The following is a 25,544-nucleotide window of genomic DNA, read 5'->3' on the forward strand; positions in this document are numbered from 1 at the left end:
ATGCCGTTTGAGTTGCTTGCGGCATTTGACCTGCTCATGGCTGTCAACACCATGAACTTGAAAAACCTGCTTTGCCAAATCCACGCCTATGCGTTTAAGTTTCATGCGGGCTCCCCCTCCGGGATTGCTTGTTTTACAACCTTCAGTCTGGCGCAATGACGCCGTAGGAGGGAGGAGTCCATCTCATTGGGCTACGGACTGAACTCAGCGTTTGTCCGCATCGTCTGGTTTGTTCAGATCCATCACCGTTTGCGCCGGCTCTTGCGGTTTGGCCTCGGCAACCGGTGAGACCGGAGCGCTCACTGCGTCGGCCGGAGCTTGCTTCTTGCGCATGCCAATGCGCTTGAACAGCCAGCCGCCCAGCACCACCGGGATGAACCAGAACTTCTTCAGCAATACCAGCAGCAGCGCCAGCAAACCAGTCTTGGCCGCCACCTTGCCGGCGACCAGCGCTCCCAGGCCGTATGCGGCTACGGTATCCAGATCTGGATCGAACTCGGCATAGCGCTAGCCCGGGTTGAACTCGGTTACAGCCAGCACGGTCGGTACGCTGGCCTCGATTTCTGCCAGTTGATCCATATTGGCGACGAAATTCAGCACCAGCACGCCCTTACGGCCCAAGACGCGAATGTTGTAGTTCAGGGTATTGGCCTCGCTGTCGCCAAACTTCAGCTCCTTGGCCCAATACAGCTTCTTGCCTTCGGTATCTTAGTGCGGCTCGGCGGCCCAGCCGACCAGTTGCACGGCCTCGCAGCCGTTCTCTTCACGCCAGGTGTTGGCCTCGCGCACGTCGGCCTGCATGTCCTTGAGCATGTCGCCGTAGTCGATATCGCCGGCGTTCTCATCGGACACGTAGCCGCTGTCTTCGTATTCGACGGTCACACCCCAGGATTCATCGGCCAGCGGCGACACGCCAGCCGGCAGGATCATGCCCAGCGGCGGAACGTCATCTGGCGGATTGCCCCAGCCATCGACCAACAGACGCTGGGCGTTCTCACCGTCGAGAAACACCAGGGTATCGGGCAGGTTGAGGGTCGCCAGATCGTTGCCCAGGACGACGCGGCCGCTCTTGAACTCCAGGCTGGCGACGAATTCTTCAGGACTGATGGATTGCGCCGCATCCTCGGTCTCGATGACCTCGGCGTCGACCGCAGCGTTTTCTGGCTCGATCTCGGGATTGGCGTATGCAACACAGCTGAATGGCAGGACAGCAGCCAGCGCGACTGCCAGGATCGAATCCTTGATCGACATGAGAACTCCATAGGCACGGCTAGGTAAATATAACCGCGTATTTCGTTGCCACGCGCATGGAACTCGACATGCGCCATACCGCAACTTTTTGCGATATTCCGCCCCCCCTGCAAAGAAGACCACGGAGCACCGCCCCCGCAGGCGATGCTCCGCAGCCAACCTGGCGCCGACCTTGGCTACCGTGCGTGATCCGAACGCCAGGGATCACGCCACCTCATACCAACTGGAAGTCGGCGATGGTCACGCTGGTGTGGTCGGTCACACCGACCAGGCGGATATTGCCGCCATCTGCACCGCCCACCGTCACCAGCACATCGTTGCCAGCATCGGCGATTGATACCCGACTGGCGAAAGTCGCCGCCGTCAGATTGAACGCCGCGATGTTGAGCAGGTCCTGCCCTCCAGCCGGGTTGGCGTCGAAACCGATGATGGTGTCGTTACCGAAGTTGGGGCCGAACACGAGGATGTCGTTGCCCTGACTGGCATACAGAGTGTCGTTGCCGGCACCGCCGATCATGATGTCGTTACCCACACCACCATCGAGGATGTCGTCACCGTCGCCGCCGTCGAGGATGTCGTTGCCACCCTCGCCGAACAGGGTATCGGCCCCCTCGCCTCCCAACAGACTGTCGGCACCGGCTCCGCCGTAGAGGGTATCGTTGCCGCCCAAGCCGCTGAGCACATCGTCGCCGCCCTGGCCGCGCAGGATGTCAGCGGCTGCCCCACCGGTCATCTGGTTGGCCAGGCCGTTGCCGGTGGCATTGGCTGCACCGGCACCGAGATGCACGTAGTTCTCCACATTGGCGCCCAGGGTAAAGCTGGCACTGGTGGAGTAGACGGTATCGACCCCTGCGCCAGCAGCCTCGACCACCACATCGCCGGGGTTGTCGACGTAGTAGCTGTCGTTGCCCGCCCCACCAACCAGACGGTCGATTCCGGTACCGCCATCGAGCACATCGTTGCCCGCGCCGCCGGTGATGGTATTGGCCAGCTCGTTACCATAGCCGGTGAAGTTGCCCGTGCCGATAAAGGTCAGGTGCTCGACGTTAGCGCCCAGACCGTATTCCTGCAGGGTGGTGCGCACGGTATCGGTGCCGCCACCTGCCGCCTCTATCACTTGGTCGCCCACGTTATCGACGATATAGATGTCGTTGCCCAGACCACCGAGCATGACATCGGCGCCGAGGCCGCCATCCAGGGTGTCGTTGCCCGCGCCGCCGTCGAGGATGTCGTTACCGGCCAGACCGTTGAGCACGTCGTTGCCGCCCAGGCCGAGGATATGGTCGTCCAACGCCGTACCGTTGAGCGTATTGGCCGCGTTGGTGCCCATGATCACCGCGCTGGCCACCACCGCGGTGGCCGCCGAGGTCAGCGACTCGAAGGTGCCGCGGTTATCGGTGTAGCTGACCTGCACCCGCACCTGCTGGCCGGCCTGAGCCGCCGTCAGGGTGAAGGACTGCGCGGTGGCGCCGGCGATATTGCTGAAGCTATCGCCGCTGCCGACCTGCCACTGGTAGGCGAAGGTCACCCCGACCAAGCCGTCGGCATCGGCGATCATCGCCGTGGAGGCGATCAGCACCTGACCGACACTGGGCGAAGCATTGTTGAGTTGCGGCAAGCCGGTCGGCGCATCGTTGACGTTGAGCACCGGCGCGGTGACCGCGGACACCAGGCTCTCCGGGTTGCCCATATCATCGTTGAAGCTGACCACAACGCGCAGCGCCAGCCCGACCTCGGCATCGCCGGGGGTGAAACTCTGCCCCGTACCGACCTGCACCCACTCGCCGGCCACCAGCGCCTGCCAGGCGTAGCTGAGCACGGCGAACTCGGTGCCATTGGGATCGCTGACGGTGGCGGCAGCCAGCAGCATCTCGTCCTCGGCCGGCGCCATGTTGCTGATGGCCACGCTGCCCTCGGCCGGGCGGTCGATCAACCAGACCACCTGGTCGGCGAACTGCACGCGGTCGATATTGCGCAGGGTATCGGTGCCGTCGGAGACGATCTTGCGGGTGGTGCTGAGGCCGTCCGGATCGAGCGGGTCGAAGGTGGTCACGGTACCGCCGCCACCGGCGAAGCGGGTATGGCTGACGGTCCAGGTACCATCGAAGTTCTCAATGATGTCGTACTCGTCGGCCAGACCGAAGTACACCGCGGTGTCGATGTCGTTCTCGTCCTTGCTATAGAGAATCTCACGCACGATATGTAACTGGCCGGGATTGAGCAGGCGGCTGAACATCGCCTGATCCAGGGTCAGGCTCTCCGCAGTGCCGGCCAGCACCCCGCTCTTGCCGGTGATCACCTTGGTCATACCATCGGCCGTGCCGATCTCGTTGCCGGCGTCGTCGCGAATGCTGATGCGCACGTTGAGCCAGGCCGCACCGTCGATGTAGTCGTCACCACCGCGGCCCTCGATCACGTCGCTGCCGCCGCCGCCGAGCAGGATATTGCCGGCATTGAAGGCGATGGCGGCCTCGAGGTCGCCCTCTTCTGGCGGCAGTTCCACCAGATAGTCGAGCATCTCGCGCAGACCATTGATACGGTCGACCCCGGCCTGGCTGAGGGCGTTGTTGGCGTTGAGCTGTTCCTCCTCGCCGGCATCCGGGTCGTTGCCGCGGTCGTCGCCGCGCAGCACATCGTCCCGATCCCAGCCCGACAGCGCCTCGACGTCGCTGAAGCGGTCGCGCAGCACCTTCAGCGGCTCGGTGTCGAACACCAACTGGTTAAGATCCGAGTAGGCGGACACCGTGCTGTCCTTGTGGATCACCCAGTCGAAGCCCCACATGCCGATATTCTTTTGGATACCCGCGCCGGCGAACATGATGTCGTCGCCGGAGTCGGCGTCGTAGTCGGTGTCGCCCTGGCCGCCGTTGAGCACATCGTGGCCGAGGATCGGGCTCTCGAAGAAGATGTCACCGTTGTCGCCGGCGATGTAGTCGAAACGACCGCCGCCCTCCACCCAGTCGTCGCCGGAACCGCCGAACAGCGCGTCGATACCGTCGCCACCGTGGATGAAATCGTTACCCGTGCCGCCCAGGATCTCCTTGCCGTCGGTGCCGCCGATAACGAAGTCATGGCCGTCGCCGGCGAAGATCAGATCGAGGCCGTTGCCGCCATGGATCACGTCGTTGCCGGCGCCGGCCTTGATGATGTCGTCGCCGCCGATGTCGGTGATGATGTCGTCGCCGTCACCGCCCTGGATGATGTCGTTGCCGTAGCCACCCTCCAGACGGTCGTTGCCGCCATCGCCCCACAGGGTGTCGTCGCCGATGCCGCCGATCAGGGTGTCGTTGTCTTCGGTGCCACCCAGCACCACATGGGCTTCGCCGTTGTAGCGCAAATAACCTTCGCCACGTTCCACCATGGGCGTCAGCGCCTGCATGATGGGATTGCCCCAGACCGGATCGGCGCCGATCTGCAGCGCCTGGTTCAGCTCGAGGATATGGTCTACCGAGGCGAACAGATCCCCCGGCAGGTGCGAGGAGCCCGGTTGACCAAGGTCGGTATTGGCCATCACCAGCGAGGCGAAGGAGTTGGCCTCCAGCGCCCCCAACAGGTCGAGCCCCTGGGTACGCGACAGGTAGTAGAAGCGGTCGCCGTCCTGCAGTTTTTCCATCTGTATTTCAAAGACGAAGTTGAAGGTCGAGCCGAGCATGCCGCCGAACAGCATCTTGCGCTCGGCCAGCCCGCCGATCCAGAAGTCCACCAGGTTCAAGCCGGACTCCCGGTCGGCCCAGGTGCCGCTGCTGTTGAGGAAGTCGGTGCGATCGCTCGGGCTGCCGCTACCGCCCATCACCAGCAAGGTGGCGGCGGCGCGCTTGGCCTCGGCGGTATCGGCCGCGAGGATACTCTCGTGTTGGCCGTAGGCGGCGATGAAGTTGATGATCGATGCCGGGTTCTTGATGTTCAGCGCGAAATCGACCCAGCTGACATAGGGCTTGAGGTTGCTGTCGCCGGTGGCGGCGAAGAACTGCTCGCGCGCACTGTTGAGCGACGGCACGCCGGTGTCGCGGCCGCGGGCGATATTGATCGCCGCCAGATCCAGGGGCAGCCCCACCAGGTTGTTGCGCAAGACGCCGGTGACGAACTCGTCGATCTCGTTGCCGGTCTGCCGGGTCATGCCGCGGATGATCGAGCCAGCCATGACATCGCCGTCGGCGCTGGCGAACTCGACCGGGTTGAGGAAGGCCTCGATCAAGCCGATATCGCTGGACTGCATGTCGAAGCTCAGCCGATCCACCGTTTCGTTGAGCATGGAGTGGCCGAAGCGGTACACCACGTGGGCGAACTCGGCGACGATGGCCGCATCGATCTCAATATCCGGCTGCACCATGAAGATATCGGTGAACGGCTGGATCTTGCGCACGAACTCCTCGAACACCAGGTGCTGGTACTGCATCTCGTTGACGAAGCGCGCGGCCTGGAACAAGCGCTCGCCATTCCAGATCAGCCCGTCGGCACTCTCCGGCACCTGGTCGACCTGCACCAGCAGCCACTCGTTGATAAAGGCCAGATCGCCGCTGGCGAGGATGGTCTGCTTGTTGGCCTCCACCAGGCGATTGTGCTCGGAGTGGAACACATGGTGCACCGCGGTCAGGCCGATGTTCTCGTTGCCGCGACCGTCGCCGGTGATGTAGTGGGCGTCGAGAAGTTCGTTGTCGTACTGCTGGTTGCGTCCGGTCATGGAATTGACCGGTACGGCATTGCCCACGTCGCTGTCGCTATCGGCCATCAGTTGTCCGCCGACGATCACCGGCACCGCGTTGTGAGCGATATCGTCGAGGAAGGCATGACCGGTGCGCACGGCCCCCTGGGTGCTGATGGGATTGTCCGGATCGCCCTCCACCTGCACTGGCGGGTTGCCGGGCATGATCAACATGGCGAAACCGTTCTCGCCACGGATGAACTGACCGTATTGGTCGGTGGCCAGCAGCGGCACGTTGGTCACATCGGCATCGGTGAGGTCGATGCCGAGCATCTCGCGCGCCTGCGCCTTGATGTCGGCCCAGGTGGCCAGGCCGCCGTTGGGCCCGTCGAGCAAATGCCCGGTGGCGACCGGCTTGCCGTCGACCATCACGTACTCGCGCAGGAAAACCTGGTGCGAGGCGTGCGAGGTGTAGGTCTGGTTCTGGTCGACGAAGGGGGTGGTCTGGTTGACATGCTCACGCACGTCGTCGGGCGTGCCGAGGATGCCATCCGGCCCCGGCTGGTTGGTGGCGCGGGTAAGCACCATGAAGTTGCTGTGCGAGCCCTCAACGTACAGCGGGTCGTCCGGCTGCAGCGGGATATACACGGTGCCGCTGCCGCCCTTGTTGACCAGATCCAGGCCATGGTCGAAGAACTGGCCGAACAGGCTCATCCAGGCGTTGAAAGGCGCGCTCAGGCCTTCGTCCGGCGAGACGTTGGGCACCTGCACGCTGCCGTTGTCCATGACGATACCCATATCGTCCAGCAGCCCATCCAGCGCGGCCTGGGCAGCAGCAACCTCGGCGCTGTTTTCGGCAACCTCGGTCAACAGCAATTCGTGGGCGGCCGTATCGCTGGCCAACCGTGTAGCCGCTGCCTGGGCATCGGCTTGGGCGGTTTCTGCGGCGGCAGCCGAAGCCGCAGCGCTTTCACCAGCCGCCGCGGCCTGCTCCTGAGCGGTGACAGTCGCAGCCGCTGCCGTGTTGTAGGCAGCCAAAGTGCCGACAACATCACCACCGTTGTTCAGGGCGAAAATCAACGCCGCCAAGGCAGCCCCTTCCGCGGCCTGCGCAGCAGTTACCAGCGCCAGCGCCTCGCTGTGCGCCAGGGCTTCGGCATCGGCCTGCGCCTGCGCCTGCGCCGCCGCTTCGGCTGCAGCCTGGGCCGCAGCGGCAGAGGCGGCCAGCAGCGCGGCGCTGGCCTCGACCAGCGCGCTATTGCCCAGCGCCGCCGCCTCGGTGGTTTTCAGCGTGGCCAGGGCGTTGGCCACCAACTGTGCATCGCCGAAGACGTCGCTGGATCCGGCGTACTCCAGCGCGGCCATCACCGCCGCCGGGTTGTTCAGGCTCTGGTCGACGATCAGGTTGCTGATCACCCGCGGCTGCGAATCCACCACATAGCCGCTGGTCTGTTCATAGCTGGTCTGGGTGCCCGAACCGGGGAAGCCGGGGGGCGCGCCGTTGCCGTCGATGCCGTTTTCCGCGTCGCGGAACTCCGGCTCCAGCAGGCGCGGCATGGTCTGGTCGGCCGAGCCGTAGTGCTGCTGGCCAGGCACCAGGTTGTTGTAGGTGCCGTCGACCGTGCGCAGACCATAGGGCAGCAGCGGGTTGCCGACCAGGTCGTAGAGCGAGGCGCCACCGGCGTGGGCTTCGGCGATCTTGATTTGCTGGAGGATGAATTCCAGATCGGATTGGGTTGTCTTGACAGCCATTTTGTTGTGCTCCCTTTGATGTGAGCGCGACTGACGGAGACGTCAGTGAAACCACATGCATACGGCAACATTGCAACGGCGTGGCGCAGCGCAGGAATATGTGTGTCTGGGCAGATGGAAAAGGGCTCGAACCGCACCTGGCGATCGTTTGCCCCGGCGGCAGCTGGGCCGAGGGATGGGACTAAGGTGGCCCGTGACCATGCCACAAACCGGTACCACACAAGCTCGCCGCTACGGGACGGCGTGGACTGCTGTCCATCTTTTGCGCTCCATCACAGGTGGCCTGAACGACAGCCGTGGCGCCCTCTCTTGCCCCGCATGCCATCGCCAGCACCACGCTTGAGAATGCTCAAGACCCACTCCATGCGTCCTATCAAGCTACAGCTGTAACTGCCACCTCACCTGTCGCCTGAAGCACACGCCAACCTCTGCGGAGTTGGTGATCTGCTCTCGGCGACCCGACAAGGCCAATCCTGAACTAGCTTGTTGATAGACCTCAGCACGTCGCAGCCAGCAAAAGGTCTTTCAGCACTTGGCTCCAAGCATCCGGGAGTAACGGCAATGACCATAGATGCAAAGGTCGAATCCATTTCAACGACCTTGGTCGAGAATGGTGATGGGACTTTGGTCGAACCCACTTCATCCGGCTGGCGTCGCCTGGGGTCGGCGAACCGTTCGGTGCAGTTCGTTCTCGCTGCTGCACTGATTCTCGGCGTAAGCATGACCTTCGTCGGCAGCCTGGTCAGCCAGCAAATCAGGCTGGCCGCAGCGCAGAGTGCAGGAGAAGGCGCGGCCATCTATATGGAGGCCTATCTCGACGAGTACGTGCAGGAGCTGGCCAGTGCGCGCAACCTCAAACCCGAGAGCACGCAGGCCATCGATGCACTGATGCAGCAAACCTCGCTCAACAGCCACATCGTTTCGGTGAAGATCTGGCTACCCGACGGCAGCAACGTCTACAGCAGCAAGCGGCCGGTCTTCTACTATCACCCGGCCGGCCCCATCGCCGCCGCCATGCAGGGCGAGGTGGTCACCCGCCTGAGCCCGCTGGATCACGACGAACACGCCTACGAGCGCAGCTTCAATCAGCCGCTGTACGAAACCTATGTGCCGCTGCGCGAGTTCGGTAGCGGACGGATCATCGCCATCGGTGAGTTCTACGAGATGGAGCACGAGATCGCCAGCATCCATCTGCAGGTCTGGGCAATCATCGCCGCCGCTACCCTGGCCATGCTCCTGCTGCTGTTTCTCATCGTCCGCCGCGGCGACCGCATCATCGATCGCCAGCAGGCGATCCTGCGCCAGCAGATGTGCGAGCGGGAGGCCTTGCACCAGCAGAACACCGCGCTGCAGCAGCGCGTCAATACCGCCAGCCACGAGTTCGCCACCATCAACGAGCTGACACACAGGCGTCTGGGCGCCGACCTGCACGATGGTCCGGCGCAGCTCCTGACCCTGATCCTGCTGCGCCTGGATGAACTGGCGGCATTGTCTACAAGCACGACCAGAGAGCCATTGGAGACCATCCGCAACGCCGCGCAGGAAAGCCTGCGCGAGATTCGCGGTATTTCCCGTGGCCTGGCCCTGCCGGAAATCAACGAACTGAATCTGGATGAGCTGCTCAAACTGGTGGTGCAACGCCATGAACAGCGCAGCGAAACCAAGGTGCAGCTAGATCTCGGCGAGTTACCCGAGGCGCTGAGTCTGTCCTACAAGATCTGCGTCTACCGGCTGGTACAGGAGGCGTTGAACAACGCCTTCCACCATGCCGGCGGCCAGGGACAGCGGGTCAGTGCCAAGTGCCGGCAGGGCGTACTGGAAGTACAGGTGGCGGATACCGGCGCCGGCATCGATAAGGGTCTTCAGGCCGCGACAGGGTCACATCGCTCGCGCCTGGGACTGGTGGGCATGCGCTATCGCGTGGAGTCTCTGGGTGGGACGTTCGAGCTCGAATCGGCCCCCGGGCAAGGTACCCGGGTCACGGCCAGATTCGATTTACACGATGACGAAAACTGCCAGTAACACCTGTGCCGTCACGGCGCACCGATGCCTACAGTCCAGGTCTTGTGGCTTTCCCAATAGCGGCGCACTGCCGCCACCGCCTCGACACGATTGCGCGCATGCAGTTTCTGCATCACGTTGGTCATGTAGTACTTCACCGTCTTCTCGCTCAAACCCAGCTTGACCGCCACCTCACGATTGGTCAGACCGTTGGCGACCTCGCGGATGATCTGTTCTTCGCGGTGGGTAAGGTCCACCCCGCGCTGCTCGGTCTGGTGCTTGCGGAAGTTGCTCAGCAGGCGCGTCGCCAGCGCCGGGGTGATAAAGGTTTCACCCTTGGCCACGGTGCGAATCGCCTGAATCAGCTCAGGACCACTGACCCCCTTTAGCACGTAGCCCTGGGCGCCGCCCTCCAGGGCCGAATAGGCGTCGTCCTCGGACTCTGACACCGTCAGCATCAACACCTTGACCTTTGGCTGTGCCTTGCTGATGGCGCGTACCGCAGCGAAGGTATCACCCGGCATGTTGACATCCATCAGCAGCACATCGGGCTGACAGCGCGCGGAAATTTCCCGCGCCTCGTCGGCGCAACCGCCCTGCTCCACCACCTCGAAGTCCTCGACCCGGCTAAGGGTCGCGGCGACCCCCTGCCGTAGCAGCGGATGGTCGTCGACTATGCCTACCTTGATCTTGTCACTCATCGAATATGCTCCCCTCAAGGTTTATACCCTTGTCGCCATGGTGCCGGGCAAAGCCAGGCACCAGGCTTCCCGACTCAACTCAACTGGAAGTCCGCTACCGTCACCGTGGTGTGATTGGTGACTCCAACCAGGGTGATGGTGCCGCCATCCGCACCGTTGACCGTCACCAGGGTGTCGGCACCGGCATCGGCGATGCTCACCCGCGCAGCGAAGGTCGCTGCCGTAATCCCCAGCGCGGCGATATTGAGTAGATCTTGGCCCTCCGGCAGAGTTGGCATCGAAGTCCGTGATCCGGTCATTGCCGAAGTTCGGCCCGAACACAAAGATGTCGTTGCCAGTACCACCGGTCATGGTGTCGTTGCTGGCACCGCCAGTCACCCTGTCGTTGCTGACGCCGCCATCGAGGATGTCATTGCCACCATCGCCAAACAGTTGGTCGTTGCCGTTGCCGCCGAGCAACTGATCGGTACCGGCGCCCCCGTTAAGGTTGTCGCTGCCATCCACTGTACGCAGCCCCCAGGGCACCTGGGAGTTGGGCAGCAACTCGCTCAGGCTCTGTCCGGCGGCATGCGCCTCAGCAATGAAAATCTGCTGCAGGATGAACTCGAGATCGGATTTGATGAAATCGGCCATTTCCTTCCACCTCTGAAACCCAGCAGCTGAATGCGCGAAATCGGAGGAATCGCTGGCCCAGAAGCAGCCCACCCCATCCGTTGCGCATCACACAATCGTCAGAGCGTCCCCGGGATAGAGGCCAAACGCTGCCACTCCGACCTGCTGGGCTAATCGGCGTGCAATCAGTATTTGGTATGTCCCTATGCTGAAGCTGGCACGAAGCCTGGCGTCAAAAATCAGGCAGTAGGAGACCCGTGCAGTTTCAGGTCGGCGAAATGCCCTAGCAAAGACGCCTCAGGCGTCCGGTAAAACGTGATTCCGATGGTGATCACCCCATGCAGGAGCTTGCCAACGAAAGCTGTGTCGACTTATTGGCTTGGATCACACGCCTAGACTTAAGTCCAAGCCAATAGGATTGTCAAGATACCGTCAATCGCCTCATTAATTATCCTTATTTCCTATAAGCTTTTATTGAATAAAGATTTTTTTTATGAAACAAAACGAAACATCGAAAAAATAAGGCGATTAAATCCCTTGCACATCGACGAAAACCCCATCTATACCTAGAGGGCGACACCCAAAGAGACAAGAAAACGTCTCCAATAGACGGTCCTGCACGCCAATCGTCGAAATGCCGTCACCCCACGCAGGACACCCAGCGAACATGCAGTGCCGGAGGGTCCCATGGACGTCCCGCAGTCCCCGCGTTCCGAGCTGGCCGAGGTGCTCTTTCGCCTGCGCCGCACCTTCTACGCCCTGGCCGCCTTCAGCGGGGTGATCAACCTGCTGATGCTGACCCCGGCTGTTTATATGCTGCAGGTCTACGACCGCGCCTTGGTCAGCAGCAATGTCACCACCCTGCTGATGCTCACCGTGCTGGTGATTGGTCTGTATGTACTGATGGCGCTGTTGGAAGTGGTGCGCTCAAGCGTGCTGATCCGCGTCGGCAACCGCCTCGACATGATGCTCAACAAGCGCATCTTCGGCGCCGCCTTCGAGCGCAACCTGCGCCGCGCCGGCGGCAACCCGGCACAGGCGCTGCAGGATCTCTCGCAGGTCCGCCAGTTTCTTACCGGTAACGGCCTGTTCGCCTTTTTCGACGCCCCCTGGACCCCCATCTTCCTGCTGGTGATCTACCTGGTACACCCACTGCTCGGCCTGATTACTCTGATCGGTTCGTTACTGCTGGTGGGCCTGGCCTGGCTCACCGAAGTCAGCACGCGCAAGCCGCTGGCCGAGGCCAATCAGGCCTCGCTGGTATCCGGCAGTTTCGCCAACAACAACCTGCGCAATGCCGAAGTGATCGAGGCCATGGGCATGCTGCCGGCAATTCGCCAGCGCTGGTTCGGCAACCACCTGAAAATTCTCGAGCTGCAGACCCTGGCCTCCGACCGCGCGGCCTACATCGCCGGAGGCAGTCGTTTCGTGCGTGTCACCCTGCAGTCACTGATCCTTGGTGCCGGCGCCTGGCTGGCGATCCAGGGCACGATCACCCCGGGCATGATGATCGCCTGCTCGATCCTCTCCGGCCGTGCCATGGCGCCGGTGGAGCAGGTGATCTCGGCCTGGAAGCAGTTGCTCTCCAGCCGTGCAGCCTGGGCTCGGCTATCCGGACTGCTGGCTGACTTTCCTGCGCACAAGCCATCCATGCCGCTACCCAAGCCGCTGGGCATGCTCCACGTGGAGAACGCCTTCGCCAGCGCACCGGGCTCGCCCGCGCCGATCCTGCGCGGCGTCAGCTTCAACCTGGCACCCGGCGAGGTCCTGGGCATCATCGGCCCCTCGGCCTCAGGCAAATCCACCCTGGCACGTCTGCTGGTTGGCGTCTGGCCGGCGCAAGGCGGTAAGGTGCGCCTGGACGGCGCCGATATCTATCAATGGAACAAGGCTGAGCTGGGTCCCTGGCTCGGCTACCTGCCACAGGACGTCGAGTTGTTCGAGGGCAGCGTCGCCGAAAACATCGCGCGCTTCGGCGCTATCAACGGCGAGGCGGTGATCCTCGCCGCCAGGCAGGCCGGCGTGCACGAGATGATCCTGCACCTGCCGCAAGGCTACGACACCCACCTGAGCGCCGACGGCGGCTCCTTGTCCGGCGGGCAGAAGCAACGCATCGGCCTGGCCCGTGCACTCTACGGCGAGCCATCACTGATTGTCCTCGACGAGCCCAACGCCAGCCTCGACGACGTCGGCGAAGCAGCGTTGCTGCAAGCGCTGCTCGACCTCAAGCAACGCGGCAAGACCCTGGTGCTGATCTCCCACCGCCCCACCGTGCTGAACATGGTGGACAAGGTGCTGGTACTGCGCGAAGGCGCTGTGCAGATGTTCGGCAGCCGCGATGAGGTATTCGCTGCGTTGCGCCAGGCCAACGTGATCCCCACCGGCAAGGGGTCGCCGACCCTGGCCTCGGTACGGGCCAAGGAGTGACATGTCATGTCCGATCTGCAGTACGAAAGCAAGGGGCTGATACTGACGGATAGCCCCTGCACGGTTGACATGGACGACGGCAAACCGAGTCGCTGGGGCTTGTCGCTGGTGCTCGCAGGCTTCGGTGGATTCATTCTCTGGGCCATTCTCGCGCCTCTGGATGCCGGGGTGGTGGCCAATGCCACGGTCAACGTCACCGACAACCGCAAGACCATCCAGCATCTGACCGGCGGCTCGGTCGGCGCCATCCTGGTGCGCGAGGGGGATCTGGTGCAACGCAACCAGCCGCTGATCGAGCTGGATGCCACTCGCGCCATCGCCGAGCAGGGCATGGTCAGCGCCCAGTACATAGTGGTCAGCACGGTGAAAAGCCGCCTGCAGGCCGAGCGCGACGGCGCCACACAGGTGGAGTTCGATCCCGAGCTGCTCAGCCGTTTCGCCGGCGACCCACGTTTGGATGCCTCGGTCGCCCTGCAGCAGCGCCTGTTCGCCACCCGCCGCGCGGCACTGAGCGGCGAAGCCGAGATTCTCCGCGAGAACATCCACGGCGCCGAGGAACAGCTCAAGGGCCTGCGCCAGGTACAGCACTCGCGCAGCGCGCAGATCAGGCTGCTCAACCAGGAACTCGACGGGGTGCGCAGCCTGGCGGCGGAAGGCTATGTGACGCGCAACCGCATGCTCGAACTGGAACGCAACGCCGCCGAACTGAGCGCCTCGCTGGCGCAGAACATCGCCGACACAGGGCGTACGCGCAACCAGATCGCCGAGCTCAAACTGCGCATCCTCCAGCTTGAACAGAATTACCAGCAGGAAGTGCAATCGCAGCTCAGCGATATGCAGAAAGAGGCCGCCGCTCTCGCCGACCGCCTGCGGGCGCTGGACTACGAAGTCAGCAACACGGTGATCCGCTCGCCCATCGATGGCGTGGTGCTGGGACTGTCGGCCTCCACCATAGGCGGGGTGATCCAGGCCGGCTCGCGAATCATGGACGTGGTGCCGGCCAATGAGCCGCTGCAGGTCGATGCCATGGTGCCGGTGCAGGCCATCGACAAGATGCAACCGGGATTGCCGGTGGACATCGCCTTCCCCGCGTTCAATCACGCGCAGACGCCGAACATCCCCGGTCGCGTACTGACGATTTCCGCCGATCGCCTCATCGACGAGACCAACAAGCAGCCCTACTACCTGGCCGAGATCGAGGTCACCACCGACGGCATGGACAAGCTGGGCAGCAATCGCATTCGCCCCGGCATGCCGGCTACCGTGACGATCAAGACCGGTGAACGCAACCTGATGAGCTATCTGATGAAGCCCATGCTTGACCGTATCGACGGAGCCTTCAAGGAGCAATGACATGCTCGTACGCCAGATATTGTCAGGCCTCTGCTGCCTGGCCTGCCTGCCCGCCCACTCCATGGACCTGTTGCAGGCCTGGGAATTGCTGCAACTGCAGGGCCCAACCTATCGTGCCGCCGTCCACGAGCGTGCCGCTGGTCTGGAAAACCCCGCTATCGGCAGAGCCGGGTTACTGCCGCAGATCACTGCCAGGGCCAGCAAAAGCCAGGTCGACGGCACCCAGGAGCAACAGAATGCACTTGGCCGGCGCATCGAGAACGATCTGGACTACGACTCGGAAAACCTCAGCCTGCAATTGCGTCAACCGCTGTATAACCGCCAGAAAATGGTCGAGTATCGCCAGGGCAAGCAGCGCGCCAGCTATAGCGAAGCGGTGTTCGATGCCAAGACGCAGAGCGTTGCCGTACGCCTGGCCAGCCGCTACTTCGATGTGTTGCTGACGCGCGAGACCATCGAGCTTTCACGCGCCAAGCTCAAGGCTTTCGAGCAGCAGGTAGCGGCTGCCAAACGCCGCTTCGATCTGGGCGACGGCACCATCACCGACGTCGACCAGGCCACCGCCCGACGTGACCTGGCGCAGGCCGGCGTGATCGAAGCCGAAGACAATCTGGTAGTCGCCCTGCGCCTGCTGCAGGAGTTGCTCGGCAACAACCCGGATCAACTCGCCACCCTGCACGCGGAATTTCCTACCCCGCCCCTGCAACCGGACAACCTCCAGGACTGGCTACAGAAGGCGCAATTGAACAACCCTTCGCTGCGCGCACGCCAGCTCAATCATGGCCTCGCCGAAGAAGAGGTCAAACGCGCCAGCAGCGCCCACTGGCCGACTCTCGACCTGGTCCTGGGCTATACCGACAGCGAGAGCGATTCGCTCTCCACCATCAACCAGACCAACCGCTACAGCTCCATCGGCCTGGAATTCACCATGCCGCTTTACTCCGGCGGCGGCGTCAGCGCGCGGGTGCGCCAGGCCACCGCGAGTCGTGAACAGGCCGGGGAAGAAGTCAATGCCAGCCGCGAGGAAGTGTTCTCCGCCACAACCCGTGAGTTCCACGGCGTGCAGAGCGGCCAGGCACGCATTCGCGCCCTGCAGCAGGCCGTCATTTCCAGCGAGCGGGCACAGGATTCAGCGCGCAAGGGGTTTCTCGCGGGCTCCAGTACCAATGTCGATATCCTCAACGCCGAGGAACAGGTGTTCATCGCCCGCCGTGATCTGCTCGAAGCCAAACTTCGCTATCTGCTCGCACGCCTGCAACTGGCCGCTGCGGTCGGCCTGCTCGGCGAGGACGATATCCTCCAGGTCAATGACTACCTGGGTCCGGAGTTGGCACTCGGCTACTGAGCCAGCGTTTGCCCGAGTCCCCTGGGCAGGTATTCAGCGCCAGTGGCGCTGTTGAGCGCGCCTGGTCTGCCCTGCGCCGAACATCCAGCCGCACAGCACCACCAGCACCTCCGCCAGCCAGGCCAGCAGCAGTGCGCTGATCACACCCCAGAGAATCGCATCCGGGGTAAACAGCACCTGATAACGGTAAGCCTGCAGGGTTTCCTCGAACAGCTCGTGATCCGCGCCAGTTGCCAGGTGCCAGGCCTGGGCGTACCAGGGCCCCTGCATGGCCTGCCATTCGCGTTCGAGCAAGGCGGAGCGCTGCACCAGGTGCCCGACGCTCTTGGCATCGCTGCGCATCACCGGGTCATCGCTGACGCGGTAGTGCGCAACCAGCGCGTCCATATCGCCCTTGAAGAAATTGCGCGCCGTTTCCTGAAAACCTTTGAGACTCTGCTGCGACTCCAGGCGATGAGCTTCGACCCGCTTGGCGTAGTCATCGACGAAGCCCGGCACCTGCACGCCGAGCAACAGGCCGAAAGCGAACAGCGTCAGGCGCAGGTAGCTTCTAAGCATGAGATCAGGCCTTGCCGTGAGTGATGCATTCGCCGCGGCGCCACAGGCGCCATTCGCCCGGCTGGTACAGCGACCACTGTTCGTTGTCGGTCAAAGGTTCAGTGGCGATGACGGTCACCACGTCGTTGGGCGTGGTCTCTGACTGGAAATCCACCTTCAGGTCAGCGTCCTTGAGCTGCGCAGGGCCAAACGGCGCGCGGCGGGTGATATGCGCGAGCTTGGTCGAGCAGAAGCTGAACAGCCAGTCGCCATCGCTGAGCAGACAATTGAACACGCCGAGCTTGCGGTAACTGGCACAGGACGCCACCAGCACCGGCAGGAGCATTTCCACCGATACCGGCTCGGGAAAGGCGCGACGCACGCGGTTGAGCAGGTCGCAGAACGCCGCTTCGCTGTCGGTCTCGCCGACCGGTCGGTAGAAGGTAGTGGAGCCTTCCAGGCCCGCCAGCTGGCCGTTATGGGCGAAACACCAGTTACGCCCCCACAACTCACGACTGAAGGGATGAGTGTTGACCAGGCAGACCTTGCCGACGTTGGCCTGGCGGATATGGCCGATCACCACTTCGCTCTTGATCGGGTAGCGCTGCACCAGCTGCGCCACCTCGGATTCGCTGCTCGCCCGCGGGTCCTGGAACAGACGCAAGCCGCGCCCTTCGTAGAAGCCGATACCCCAACCATCACGGTGCGGCCCGGTGCGGCCGCCACGCTGCATCAGCCCGGTAAAGCTGAACACGATATCGGTGGGTACATTGGCGCTCATGCCGAGCAATTCGCACATCGAATCAATTCTCCTTGCCGAGGATCAGGCGCAGACGCTCGGCTTCATCTTGCAGACGCGCTTCGATTCGCTTGCGGCCCATTGGCAGAAAGCGCACCAGCAATCGCCAGAGCAGCGCCGGCAGGTCACCCGGCCGACGCGGAATCAGGTGTAAATGGAGATGGGGCACGTGCTGATTGGAATCCGGACCGTCATTGATCAGCAGATTGATGCCGTTCTTACCGAAGCCGGCCTCGCGCAGCGCAGCGGCGATACGCTCGGCCAGCGTCAACAGACGTTCACGCACCGGTGGCGGCAGATCTCGTAGAAATGGCGCATGCACACGACTGACGATCAGCACATGGGCCGGACGCATCGGAAAGATATCCAGCAGCACGATGAAATCTTCGTCTTCATACAGACGATGAGCGGGTAGACGTTGCTCGGCAATGGCACAAAACACGCAATCCATCAGGCCTCCCTTGCACAAGGCCATCATGCTGAACGCCTGGGCCGGCAGGCGCAAGGGGTCAGATCAAATACGCGGTTCCATACGCCCCGAGCGATCGCGCCCGTAGTCACGAGTTGGCAGGTCGTCGCCCTCTTCCATGCGCTCGCGCAGGGTGCGCGGGTCCTCGTCGGGCTCGGTTACATGCTCGCCCTGACGCCCCTTCCACCAACGCTCGATGGGCCAGCGAACAGCGACGAACAATAGATACATGGCAAGCGCGATCAGGCTATAGAGCGCCAGATCAGCGACCGCGCGCCAGGCGTTGTTGCCAACCTTGAGCAATATATCCATGGCGGTCACCGCGAGGGCGGGCGCGAACAGTTCGCGCGCCGGGTCGACGATGGTCGGGCTGAACAGCAGCACGGCCATCAGCACCCGCAGCGGCTCGCGCAGGTAGCGCCACATCCAGCTGGTCAGGCGCATCCACACCAACAGGCAACCCAGAGCGGCAATCCCGTAGGCCGCCCAGGCCAGGAGGTAGTCGTTTTCATTCATCATAAGCAGGCGCCGGCGTGGCAGGTCTGGCAAAGGGGCGCTTATGATAGCGGCTTTTGCCCAGTGCGGCGCCCCTGCCGTCGCCCTCTCGTTCTCTGGAGCCACGCCATGTCCTCTGCCCCCATCGCCCGCCAGGAAGCCGGCAACGACCCTTATCACTGGCTGGAAAACCGCGACAGCGAGGAGGTGCTGGCATACCTGCAGGCCGAGAACGCTTACCTGGAGACGGTGCTGGAACCGCAGCAGGCGCTGCGCGAGCAACTGTTCGAGGAGATCAAGGGGCGCATTCGCGAAAACGACCTGTCGCTGCCCACGCCCTGGGGCGACTACCTCTACTACCAGCGCACCACCGCCGGAGACGAATATCCGCGGCACTATCGCTGCCGCCGTCCTGCCGATGGTTCGCTGGATGTCGACGCGGCCAGTGAAGCCTTGCTACTCGACGCCAACGAACTGGCCGGCGGCGGCTTTCTTTCCGTAGGCGCCTTCAGCATCAGTCCTGACCAGCAACGCCTGGCCTACAGCCTCGACAGCAACGGCGACGAAATCTACCGCCTGTTCGTCAAGGAACTGGACAGCGGCCAGATCATCGAACTGCCCTTCGACGACTGCGACGGCAGCATGATCTGGGCGAACGACAGCCAGACGCTGTTCTTCACCGAACTGGACGACACCCACCGCCCCTACAAGCTCTACCGTCACCGCCTCGGCGACGCCGCTGCGCAAGCCGTATTCGAGGAAGCAGATGGCCGCTTCTTCCTGCACTGCTACCGCTCCAGCTCCGAGCGCCAGTTGATCCTGCAACTGGGCAGCAAGACCACCAGCGAGGTCTGGGTGCTCGACGCGCAGCAGCCGCAAGGCGATTTCAGCTGCCTGGCACCGCGCGAGGAAGGCCACGAATACGATGTCGATCACGGCATGCTGGACGGCCAGTGGTGCTGGCTGATCCGCAGCAATCAGAGCGGCATCAACTTCGCGCTCTACCGCGCCAGTGAGGCGCAGCCGCAGCGCCCGCACTGGCAACAGATTCGCGCCCACGACCCGCAGGTAATGCTCGAAGGCGCCACGCTGAACCAGCGTGCCATCGTCCTGGCGCTGCGCGAAGGCGGTCTGCCGATCCTCGAAGTGCAGCCACAGGGCGCTGAAGCCTATCGCGTGCAGTTGCCGGATGCCGCCTATAGCCTCTACGTGCAAGACAGCCTGGAGTTTCACAGCCCGGTGATCCGCCTGCGCTATGAAGCGCTCAATCGCCCCGCGCAGATACGCCAACTGGAGCTGACCAGCGGCGCGCAGCAGGTACTGAAGCAAACGCCCGTGGAAGGTCCGTTCGATGCCGACGCCTATGAAAGCCGACGCCTCTGGGCCACTGCGGCCGACGGCACGCAGATACCGATCAGCCTGGTGGCGCGCCGCGAGGTATTCGCCGCAGGGAAGCCTGCACCGCTCTATCTCTATGGTTACGGCGCCTACGGCGCGAGCCTCGACCCCTGGTTCTCCCACGCCCGCCTAAGCCTGCTGGAGCGCGGTTTCATCTTCGCCATCGCGCATATCCGCGGTGGCGGCGAGATGGGTGAAGCCTGGTACCGGGCCGGCAAGCTCGAACACAAACAGAACAGCTTCGACGATTTCATCGCCAGCGCCGAACACCTGATCGCCGAGGGTCTGACCACCACCGCACAACTGGCGATCAGCGGTGGCAGCGCCGGTGGCCTGCTGATCGGCGCCGTGCTCAACCAGCGCCCCGAGCTGTTCGCTGCTGCCATTGCCGAAGTGCCTTTTGTCGATGTGCTCAACACCATGCTCAACCCGGACCTGCCACTGACCGTCACCGAGTACGACGAATGGGGCGACCCGAATCAGCCCGAGGTATATGCACGCATCAAGGCCTACGCGCCCTACGAGAACGTACGCGCCCAGGCCTACCCGCCCATCCTCGCCGTCGCCGGTTACAACGACAGCCGCGTGCAGTACTGGGAAGCGGCCAAGTGGGTGGCCAAGCTGCGCCGCGACAAGACCGACACCAATCTGCTACTGCTCAAAACCGACTTCGGCGCCGGCCATGGCGGCATGAGTGGGCGTTATCAGGGCATCAAGGATGTGGCGCTGGAGTATGCCTTCCTGTTCCGTGTGCTCGGGATAGCACAGCCGTAGCAGCGACTTCAGCCGCGATTCCCCAAGCATCGCGGCTGAAGCCGCTCCTACGCCGATCACTCCGCCTTGCGCTGCCCGTCCAGCCCCTGGCTATTGCGGCGCAGTTGCTCATCAAGCTGCGGAATCGATTGATCGCCAGTGGATTTCAGCGCAGTCCCTGGAGGCGTTTGTCCCTGGGGCGGCGGTAAGAGGGGCGCCGATCCCTGGCGCTTGATCGTAGTGGGCGTGGAAGGCTGGCCGTAAGGCTGTGGCGTCGCAGTGCCCGGCGCACCTGCCCCAGGCGCGGACGGCATGCGCATCGGTTCCTGAGCCCAGGCCAAGCCGGCAAGGCTGGAGGCCAGAATCATCACGGCGAACATAGGCAAGCGCATGACATATCTCCTGTACAGCTGGCTTTCGTTCTATTCTGGCAACATATCCAGTCAAGCGTTCACCTCCCGATAACAGGTTCTGTCATGAGCACCAATAACAACCGCTACTACCTGTCCGCCCAGGCCGAAGAAGGCTACCGGCAGAAAGCGCTGAAAATGTACCCACATGTCTGCGGCCGCTGCGCCCGCGAGTTCTCTGGCAAGCGCCTGAGCGAACTGACCGTGCATCACCGCGATCACAACCACCACAACAACCCGGCCGATGGTTCCAACTGGGAGCTGCTGTGCCTGTTCTGTCATGACAACGAACACTCGCGCTACACCGACCAGCAGTATTTCGCCGAAGGCTCCACCGCCAGCCCTCAGGCTGCCAAATCGACCTACAAGGCCTTTGGCGATCTGGCCAGCCTGTTGAAAAAGGACTAGCAGGCCGTTGAAAAACGTAGGCGAGGCAGGCAAGACAAGGAAAACACGGCCGAAAAAGCGCAGTTTACGAGTTGTAAATGAGCATTTTGAGGCCGTTTTTGACGCAGTATTGCCAACGTAGGTAGTTTTTCAACAGCCTGCTAGGGGCCGGTGGTTAGCACCGTATAATAGGCGCTTTTGCGAGTGCCACCGTGGCCAACAAACGATACGCCTGCATCGGCCTGTTCAACCCGAAATCACCGGAAAACGTCGGCTCCATCATGCGTGCGGCGGGCTGCTATGACGTCAGCTCGGTGTTCTACACCGGCACCCGCTACGACCGCGCCAAGGATTTCATCACCGACACCAAGAAGGTTCACCAGGATATCCCGCTGATCAACATCGACGATCTGCGCAAGATCCTGCCGCTGGGTTGCACCCCAGTGGCGGTGGAACTGGTCGATGATGCACGCGCCCTGCCCGCCTATACCCATCCCGACCGGGCGCTGTACATCTTCGGCCCGGAGGACGGCTCACTGCAGCAGGAGATTCTCGACTGGTGTGGCGCTGAAGTCGTGTACATCCCTACTCAGGGCTGCATGAACCTGGCCGCGACGGTCAACGTGGTGCTCTACGACCGCCTGGCCAAAGGTAACAATACCCGCTCCGGCCCCTTGTTCTGACCCGACAGGGAGCGAAGCGGTAACACTCAACGCAGCAACCGCGTATCCAGCGTCTTCGACGGCCCACCGATGACGTTCTCAGTGATGTCGATGAAGTCCTTGGTGCTGACCTTGTCCAGACGCATCAGCCCACGGGTCACGTCATCCAGCGACAGGTTGCCCTTGTCCTTGGTCTTCTGACGGATTTCCCGGTCCAGCTCCTGCAACAGCAGCACCGCACGCGCGGTGACAGCGCCGCTGGCATTGTCGGTACGCAGGCTGTTGACCGGCTTGCTCCAGCGAATCAGCTGCTCGCGGATCTTCTGATAACGGTCTTCGCTGATGCCCCCGGCGCGGCGCATCAATTCGATGGCGTAGTACTCGGCCAGGCCTTCGGAGATCCAGTCACTGCGCTCGCGGCCATAGATGCGGCTGAATACGTGCACCAGTTCGTGCACCAGAGAGCTGGTGCCGTTCTCGCTGACCAGGGGCCGGTCAGCGTGCATGAAGTAGGAGTTGGCCGCCGACAGGCCGCCACGCCACATCGGATCGCCAGCGCCGACGATCAGCAGCTTGTCCGGGTCGCGCGGAAACACCTGCTGCATCTGCGGCCAGACGAAGGTGAGGAAGGTCATGATATCCATGCGCCGCATGCCCTCGCCGACCGGCGCGGAGATGGCGATTTCGGTATCACCCAGGCGGGTGCGCCGGGTACCCAGCTTGCCGGCCAGCATCCAGCCGGTCGGACGATCGAACTTGCGCTGCGGGTTGTCGATGCGAAAGCGGTTCTTGCCGATGCGCGGCCAGCCGGTTTCCACGCTCGTCCAGCCCTTGGGCAGCTCGAACTGCAGGCGCGCCACCAGCTCGGTCTTGTTCTGCTGGTCGAGCTTGGCCGCCGGAATCAGGTCGTCGCCCCTGAACAATGCCCAGTCGTCAGTCATCCTGGCGTCGTAGCGCCCCGGCTTGCGTTCGCTGTCGATCAACACGCGGTAGTTCAGTACGCTCTTGCCCTCGCCTGGCTGCCACTTGCCGCGTCCGGCAACCTCCTGCGACCACTGGCCATCGGCCTGGAAATCGCTGAAACGCCCGTCTTCGCCAAGATTGAAGTCGAGGCTGCGCACGTACTCGCCCTTCTCCAGCGTGATGCTGACTTCAGCCTGATTGCTCTCCGGCAAGAAGCGCACCCGGTAATCCAGATCGACCTTCTGCGTGGCAGCGAAGGCCGGCAGACCCAGAAGCAGCAGAGACGCGTACAACGGCAAGCGAAGGGACATCGAGCAAAACTCCTGATGCGGGACGTGGCAGCTTATGACAGCTGCGCCACAGGGCAAATTCCATTAACGGGGGACAGATTTGCCACGAAGCCGCGCGGCAATCAACCGGCGCGAAAAATCAGATGATCTTCCCAATCGTCTTCGGCCACGCTGTTCTCACTGAGCATGCGTCCTGATTGGGAAATGCGCTCGGCGTGCACGGCGTCCGGGTCGCCGCTGACCAAGTAGTGCCAATGTGGCAGGTCCTTGCCTTCGCTGACCAGGCGATAAGCACAGGTCGGCGGCAGCCAGCGGAACTGATCGGCCTGCGCCGGAGTGAGCTGAATGCAGTCAGGCACATGTTTGACCCGGTTGGGATAATCGCTGCAGCGGCACGTCTGCAAGTCCAGCAATTTGCAGGCGATGCGCGTGTAGTAGACGGCGCCATCGTCCTCGTCCTCGAGCTTCTGCAGGCAGCACAGGCCACAGCCGTCGCACAGCGACTCCCACTCCCCCTGATCGAGCTGGGCGAGGGTCTTGCGTTTCCAGAAGGGTTCGAGGTCGGCAGCCATGGCAGCGGTATGGACTCAAGCGGAAAAAGCGCGGCAGTCTAACTTGAGCCCCAGCCCTGGCCAAGCGGCGCATGCCGAATGGCGCCATCAGGGATTGATTGTACGAGCCGGTCATCGCCGCTGGCGGGTTGCACCCGCACTGCAGATCTGCACCCGTAGGGCGGGTGTAACCCGCCAAGTACCTCAATAACCGCGGGCGAAATCCACTTCACCCCGTAACGGCTCTCCCGTTTGCCAGCGCACCAGGTTGTCGATGAAAAGCTCACTCATCAGCGCCGGATCGGTAGGCGCCGAGCTGTGGCCGGTGAGCAGTAGGCGCGGGGCATTCCAGAACGCATGACCGGGCGGCAGCGGCTCTTCGCGACAGACGTCGATCACCGCGCCGGCCAACTGGTGGCGCTCAAGCGCGGCGACCAGATCGGCATCGACCACGGCGACACCGCGACCGGCATTGATCAGCACCGCTTCTGGGCGGAAATGGGCGAGCAGCCGGGCATCGTACAGATCGCGCGTGGCCGGCGTGTCCGGCAGCAGGTTGACCACGTAATCGGCCCAGGTGACCAGATGAGGCAGTTGATCCATCGCCGCCACGTCGAGAAACGGCGCCTGCTCACGCGCCTGACTGGCGACGCCGCGCAATTCCACCCCGAAAGGCTGGAGAAACTCGGCGACGGCCTGACCGATATCACCGCAACCGACCACCAACACGCGGCGTCCGCGCAGGCTGCGTGGCAGACGGTGATCCCAACGCTGCTCGACCTGCGCCGCCAGGCGGGCGAACAGACGCCGTTCATGGGCCAGCAGATGACCGAGCACGTATTCGGCCATCACCTGACCGAAGATGCCGACAGCGCGGGTCAGACGGTAATCGCGCGGTAATCCTTGCGCCAGCAGCGGCGTGATGCCGGCCCAGGTCGACTGCAGCCACTGCGGGCGCACACCTTCGCGCAGCAAGGGCGCGAGCAGGTCGGGCTGTCCCAGCCAGAGGTCGCAGTCGCGGGCGACCACACGCAGTTGTTCGAGCTGTGCGCCGGCGACCAGTTGCAGTTCAGGGCAGGCGCTACGAATACGCTCGGCGTAGAACGCATGATCCTCTTCGGCGATCAGCAGGCGCATGACTTACCAGGCCGTTGAAAAACTACCTGCGTTGGCAATACTGCGTTAAAAAAAGCCTCAAAATGCTCATTTACAGCATGTAAACTGCGCTTTTTCGGCTTTTTTTGCCTTGTCTTGCCTGCCTCGCCTACGTTTTTCAAGGGCCTGTTACACCGGATCGTTGCGGCGCAGCAGTTCGTCGGGCAGATGCTGAATGTACTCCTCCTCGGGAGGCGGCATCTGCAGGTGATAGCCCTGCTTGTCGAGATTCTCCAGCACGGTGGCGATGTCTTCCCGAGACAACTTCCGCTCCGGGCTGAGCACCAGATCGAAGGCATGCGCAGGCGGGCCGAACACGGCGAGCAGCCCTTCGGGCACACGCTTCAGGGCATCGGCCTTGAGCACGTAGAGATACATCTCGTTCTTGCGCGGACTCTTGTAGATGGAACAGATGCGTTTCACGCGGATTCTCCTTCAGCGGCCAGCAGGCTTTTGAAAAATGTTGGCGAGGCAGGCTGGCCTGGGCAAAAGCAGTCGAGAGAGCGCAGTTTACAAGCGGCTAAATGAGCATCTCGACCGGGCTGGCGACCCAGACTGCTTTTAACAACGGCCAGACAACGTAGATAATTT

At 62.8% G+C, this 25,544-nt stretch carries 18 protein-coding genes and 3 pseudogenes; 7 read left to right on the forward strand and 14 right to left on the reverse strand.

Annotated elements, in window-relative coordinates; all coding sequences use genetic code 11:
* The 3 genes and pseudogenes from PSOLE_RS23700 to PSOLE_RS12255 all read right to left on the reverse strand — a co-directional run.
* Positions 1 to 105: pseudogene (locus PSOLE_RS23700) on the reverse strand (IS110 family transposase); the annotation flags it as partial.
* 99 nt (positions 106 to 204) lie between these two features.
* A pseudogene (locus PSOLE_RS12250) lies at positions 205 to 1,251 on the reverse strand (DUF2167 domain-containing protein).
* Between the two features lie 214 nt (positions 1,252 to 1,465).
* On the reverse strand, positions 1,466 to 7,645 hold the full coding sequence (locus tag PSOLE_RS12255; protein WP_074858982.1) for a peroxidase family protein: 6,180 nt from the start codon (positions 7,643 to 7,645) through the stop codon (positions 1,466 to 1,468).
* Between the two features lie 561 nt (positions 7,646 to 8,206).
* Between PSOLE_RS12255 and PSOLE_RS12260 the strand changes: the two genes are divergently transcribed.
* Positions 8,207 to 9,667 (forward strand): sensor histidine kinase, encoded by a 1,461-nt coding sequence (locus PSOLE_RS12260; protein ID WP_074858980.1) that lies wholly within the window; start codon positions 8,207 to 8,209, stop codon positions 9,665 to 9,667.
* 11 nt (positions 9,668 to 9,678) lie between these two features.
* On the opposite strand, the gene PSOLE_RS12265 is transcribed toward PSOLE_RS12260, so the two are convergent.
* The gene (locus PSOLE_RS12265) at positions 9,679 to 10,347 is read right to left on the reverse strand and encodes a response regulator (protein ID WP_074858976.1); all 669 of its coding nucleotides are present in this window, start codon (positions 10,345 to 10,347) and stop codon (positions 9,679 to 9,681) included.
* A gap of 74 nt (positions 10,348 to 10,421) precedes the next feature.
* Positions 10,422 to 10,980, reverse strand: a pseudogene (locus tag PSOLE_RS12270) (calcium-binding protein).
* 666 nt (positions 10,981 to 11,646) lie between these two features.
* Here PSOLE_RS12270 and PSOLE_RS12275 point away from each other — a divergent pair.
* From PSOLE_RS12275 to PSOLE_RS12285, 3 genes are read left to right on the forward strand one after another with little or no spacing between them, the layout of a single operon-like run.
* Positions 11,647 to 13,386, forward strand: a complete 1,740-nt coding sequence (locus PSOLE_RS12275; RefSeq protein WP_074858970.1) for a type I secretion system permease/ATPase — start codon at positions 11,647 to 11,649, stop codon at positions 13,384 to 13,386.
* A 6-nt stretch (positions 13,387 to 13,392) separates the two neighbouring features.
* Positions 13,393 to 14,739, forward strand: a complete 1,347-nt coding sequence (locus PSOLE_RS12280) for an HlyD family type I secretion periplasmic adaptor subunit (RefSeq protein ID WP_074858967.1) — start codon at positions 13,393 to 13,395, stop codon at positions 14,737 to 14,739.
* A gap of 1 nt (position 14,740) precedes the next feature.
* Positions 14,741 to 16,084 carry a TolC family outer membrane protein gene (locus tag PSOLE_RS12285; RefSeq protein WP_074858964.1) on the forward strand — a complete coding sequence of 448 codons (1,344 nt, stop codon included), beginning with the start codon at positions 14,741 to 14,743 and terminating at the stop codon, positions 16,082 to 16,084.
* 33 nt (positions 16,085 to 16,117) lie between these two features.
* Here the strand turns inward: PSOLE_RS12285 and PSOLE_RS12290 are convergent, their stop codons facing one another.
* The 4 genes from PSOLE_RS12290 to PSOLE_RS12305 all read right to left on the reverse strand — a co-directional run bounded on the left by PSOLE_RS12290 (position 16,118) and on the right by PSOLE_RS12305 (position 18,408).
* Positions 16,118 to 16,642: a DUF2937 family protein gene (locus tag PSOLE_RS12290; RefSeq protein WP_003461655.1), complete on the reverse strand. Its 525-nt coding sequence runs from the start codon at positions 16,640 to 16,642 to the stop codon at positions 16,118 to 16,120.
* A 4-nt stretch (positions 16,643 to 16,646) separates the two neighbouring features.
* Positions 16,647 to 17,420, reverse strand: coding sequence for a class II glutamine amidotransferase (locus tag PSOLE_RS12295; RefSeq protein WP_003461657.1), 774 nt, complete (start codon positions 17,418 to 17,420; stop codon positions 16,647 to 16,649).
* A gap of 4 nt (positions 17,421 to 17,424) precedes the next feature.
* Positions 17,425 to 17,871, reverse strand: coding sequence for an HIT family protein (locus tag PSOLE_RS12300; protein ID WP_074858985.1), 447 nt, complete (start codon positions 17,869 to 17,871; stop codon positions 17,425 to 17,427).
* Between the two features lie 63 nt (positions 17,872 to 17,934).
* On the reverse strand, positions 17,935 to 18,408 hold the full coding sequence (locus PSOLE_RS12305) for a hypothetical protein (RefSeq protein ID WP_039964782.1): 474 nt from the start codon (positions 18,406 to 18,408) through the stop codon (positions 17,935 to 17,937).
* A 105-nt stretch (positions 18,409 to 18,513) separates the two neighbouring features.
* On the opposite strand from PSOLE_RS12305, the gene PSOLE_RS12310 reads away from it, so the two are divergent.
* A complete protein-coding gene (locus PSOLE_RS12310; protein ID WP_074858961.1) occupies positions 18,514 to 20,556 on the forward strand; it encodes a S9 family peptidase in 2,043 nt (680 codons plus the stop codon).
* A gap of 56 nt (positions 20,557 to 20,612) precedes the next feature.
* Here the strand turns inward: PSOLE_RS12310 and PSOLE_RS12315 are convergent, their stop codons facing one another.
* Positions 20,613 to 20,927, reverse strand: coding sequence for a hypothetical protein (locus PSOLE_RS12315; RefSeq protein ID WP_074858958.1), 315 nt, complete (start codon positions 20,925 to 20,927; stop codon positions 20,613 to 20,615).
* An 84-nt stretch (positions 20,928 to 21,011) separates the two neighbouring features.
* On the opposite strand from PSOLE_RS12315, the gene PSOLE_RS12320 reads away from it, so the two are divergent.
* Positions 21,012 to 21,353, forward strand: coding sequence for a YajD family HNH nuclease (locus tag PSOLE_RS12320; RefSeq protein WP_003461667.1), 342 nt, complete (start codon positions 21,012 to 21,014; stop codon positions 21,351 to 21,353).
* A 191-nt stretch (positions 21,354 to 21,544) separates the two neighbouring features.
* Positions 21,545 to 22,015 carry an RNA methyltransferase gene (locus PSOLE_RS12325; protein WP_003461669.1) on the forward strand — a complete coding sequence of 157 codons (471 nt, stop codon included), beginning with the start codon at positions 21,545 to 21,547 and terminating at the stop codon, positions 22,013 to 22,015.
* A gap of 26 nt (positions 22,016 to 22,041) precedes the next feature.
* On the opposite strand, the gene PSOLE_RS12330 is transcribed toward PSOLE_RS12325, so the two are convergent.
* From PSOLE_RS12330 to PSOLE_RS12345, 4 genes are all read right to left on the reverse strand, one after another.
* Entirely contained in the window at positions 22,042 to 23,268 is a 1,227-nt protein-coding gene (locus tag PSOLE_RS12330; RefSeq protein WP_074858955.1) for a hypothetical protein, read from the reverse strand.
* A 101-nt stretch (positions 23,269 to 23,369) separates the two neighbouring features.
* On the reverse strand, positions 23,370 to 23,819 hold the full coding sequence (locus tag PSOLE_RS12335) for a YcgN family cysteine cluster protein (RefSeq protein WP_003461673.1): 450 nt from the start codon (positions 23,817 to 23,819) through the stop codon (positions 23,370 to 23,372).
* A 183-nt stretch (positions 23,820 to 24,002) separates the two neighbouring features.
* Positions 24,003 to 24,935 carry a D-2-hydroxyacid dehydrogenase gene (locus PSOLE_RS12340; RefSeq protein ID WP_074858952.1) on the reverse strand — a complete coding sequence of 311 codons (933 nt, stop codon included), beginning with the start codon at positions 24,933 to 24,935 and terminating at the stop codon, positions 24,003 to 24,005.
* A gap of 147 nt (positions 24,936 to 25,082) precedes the next feature.
* Positions 25,083 to 25,376, reverse strand: a complete 294-nt coding sequence (locus PSOLE_RS12345; protein WP_003461676.1) for a YcgL domain-containing protein — start codon at positions 25,374 to 25,376, stop codon at positions 25,083 to 25,085.
* Positions 25,377 to 25,544 lie beyond the last annotated feature (168 nt).

Source organism: Pseudomonas oleovorans subsp. oleovorans, assembly GCF_002197815.1.
Classification (GTDB): Bacteria; Pseudomonadota; Gammaproteobacteria; order Pseudomonadales; family Pseudomonadaceae; genus Aquipseudomonas; species Aquipseudomonas oleovorans.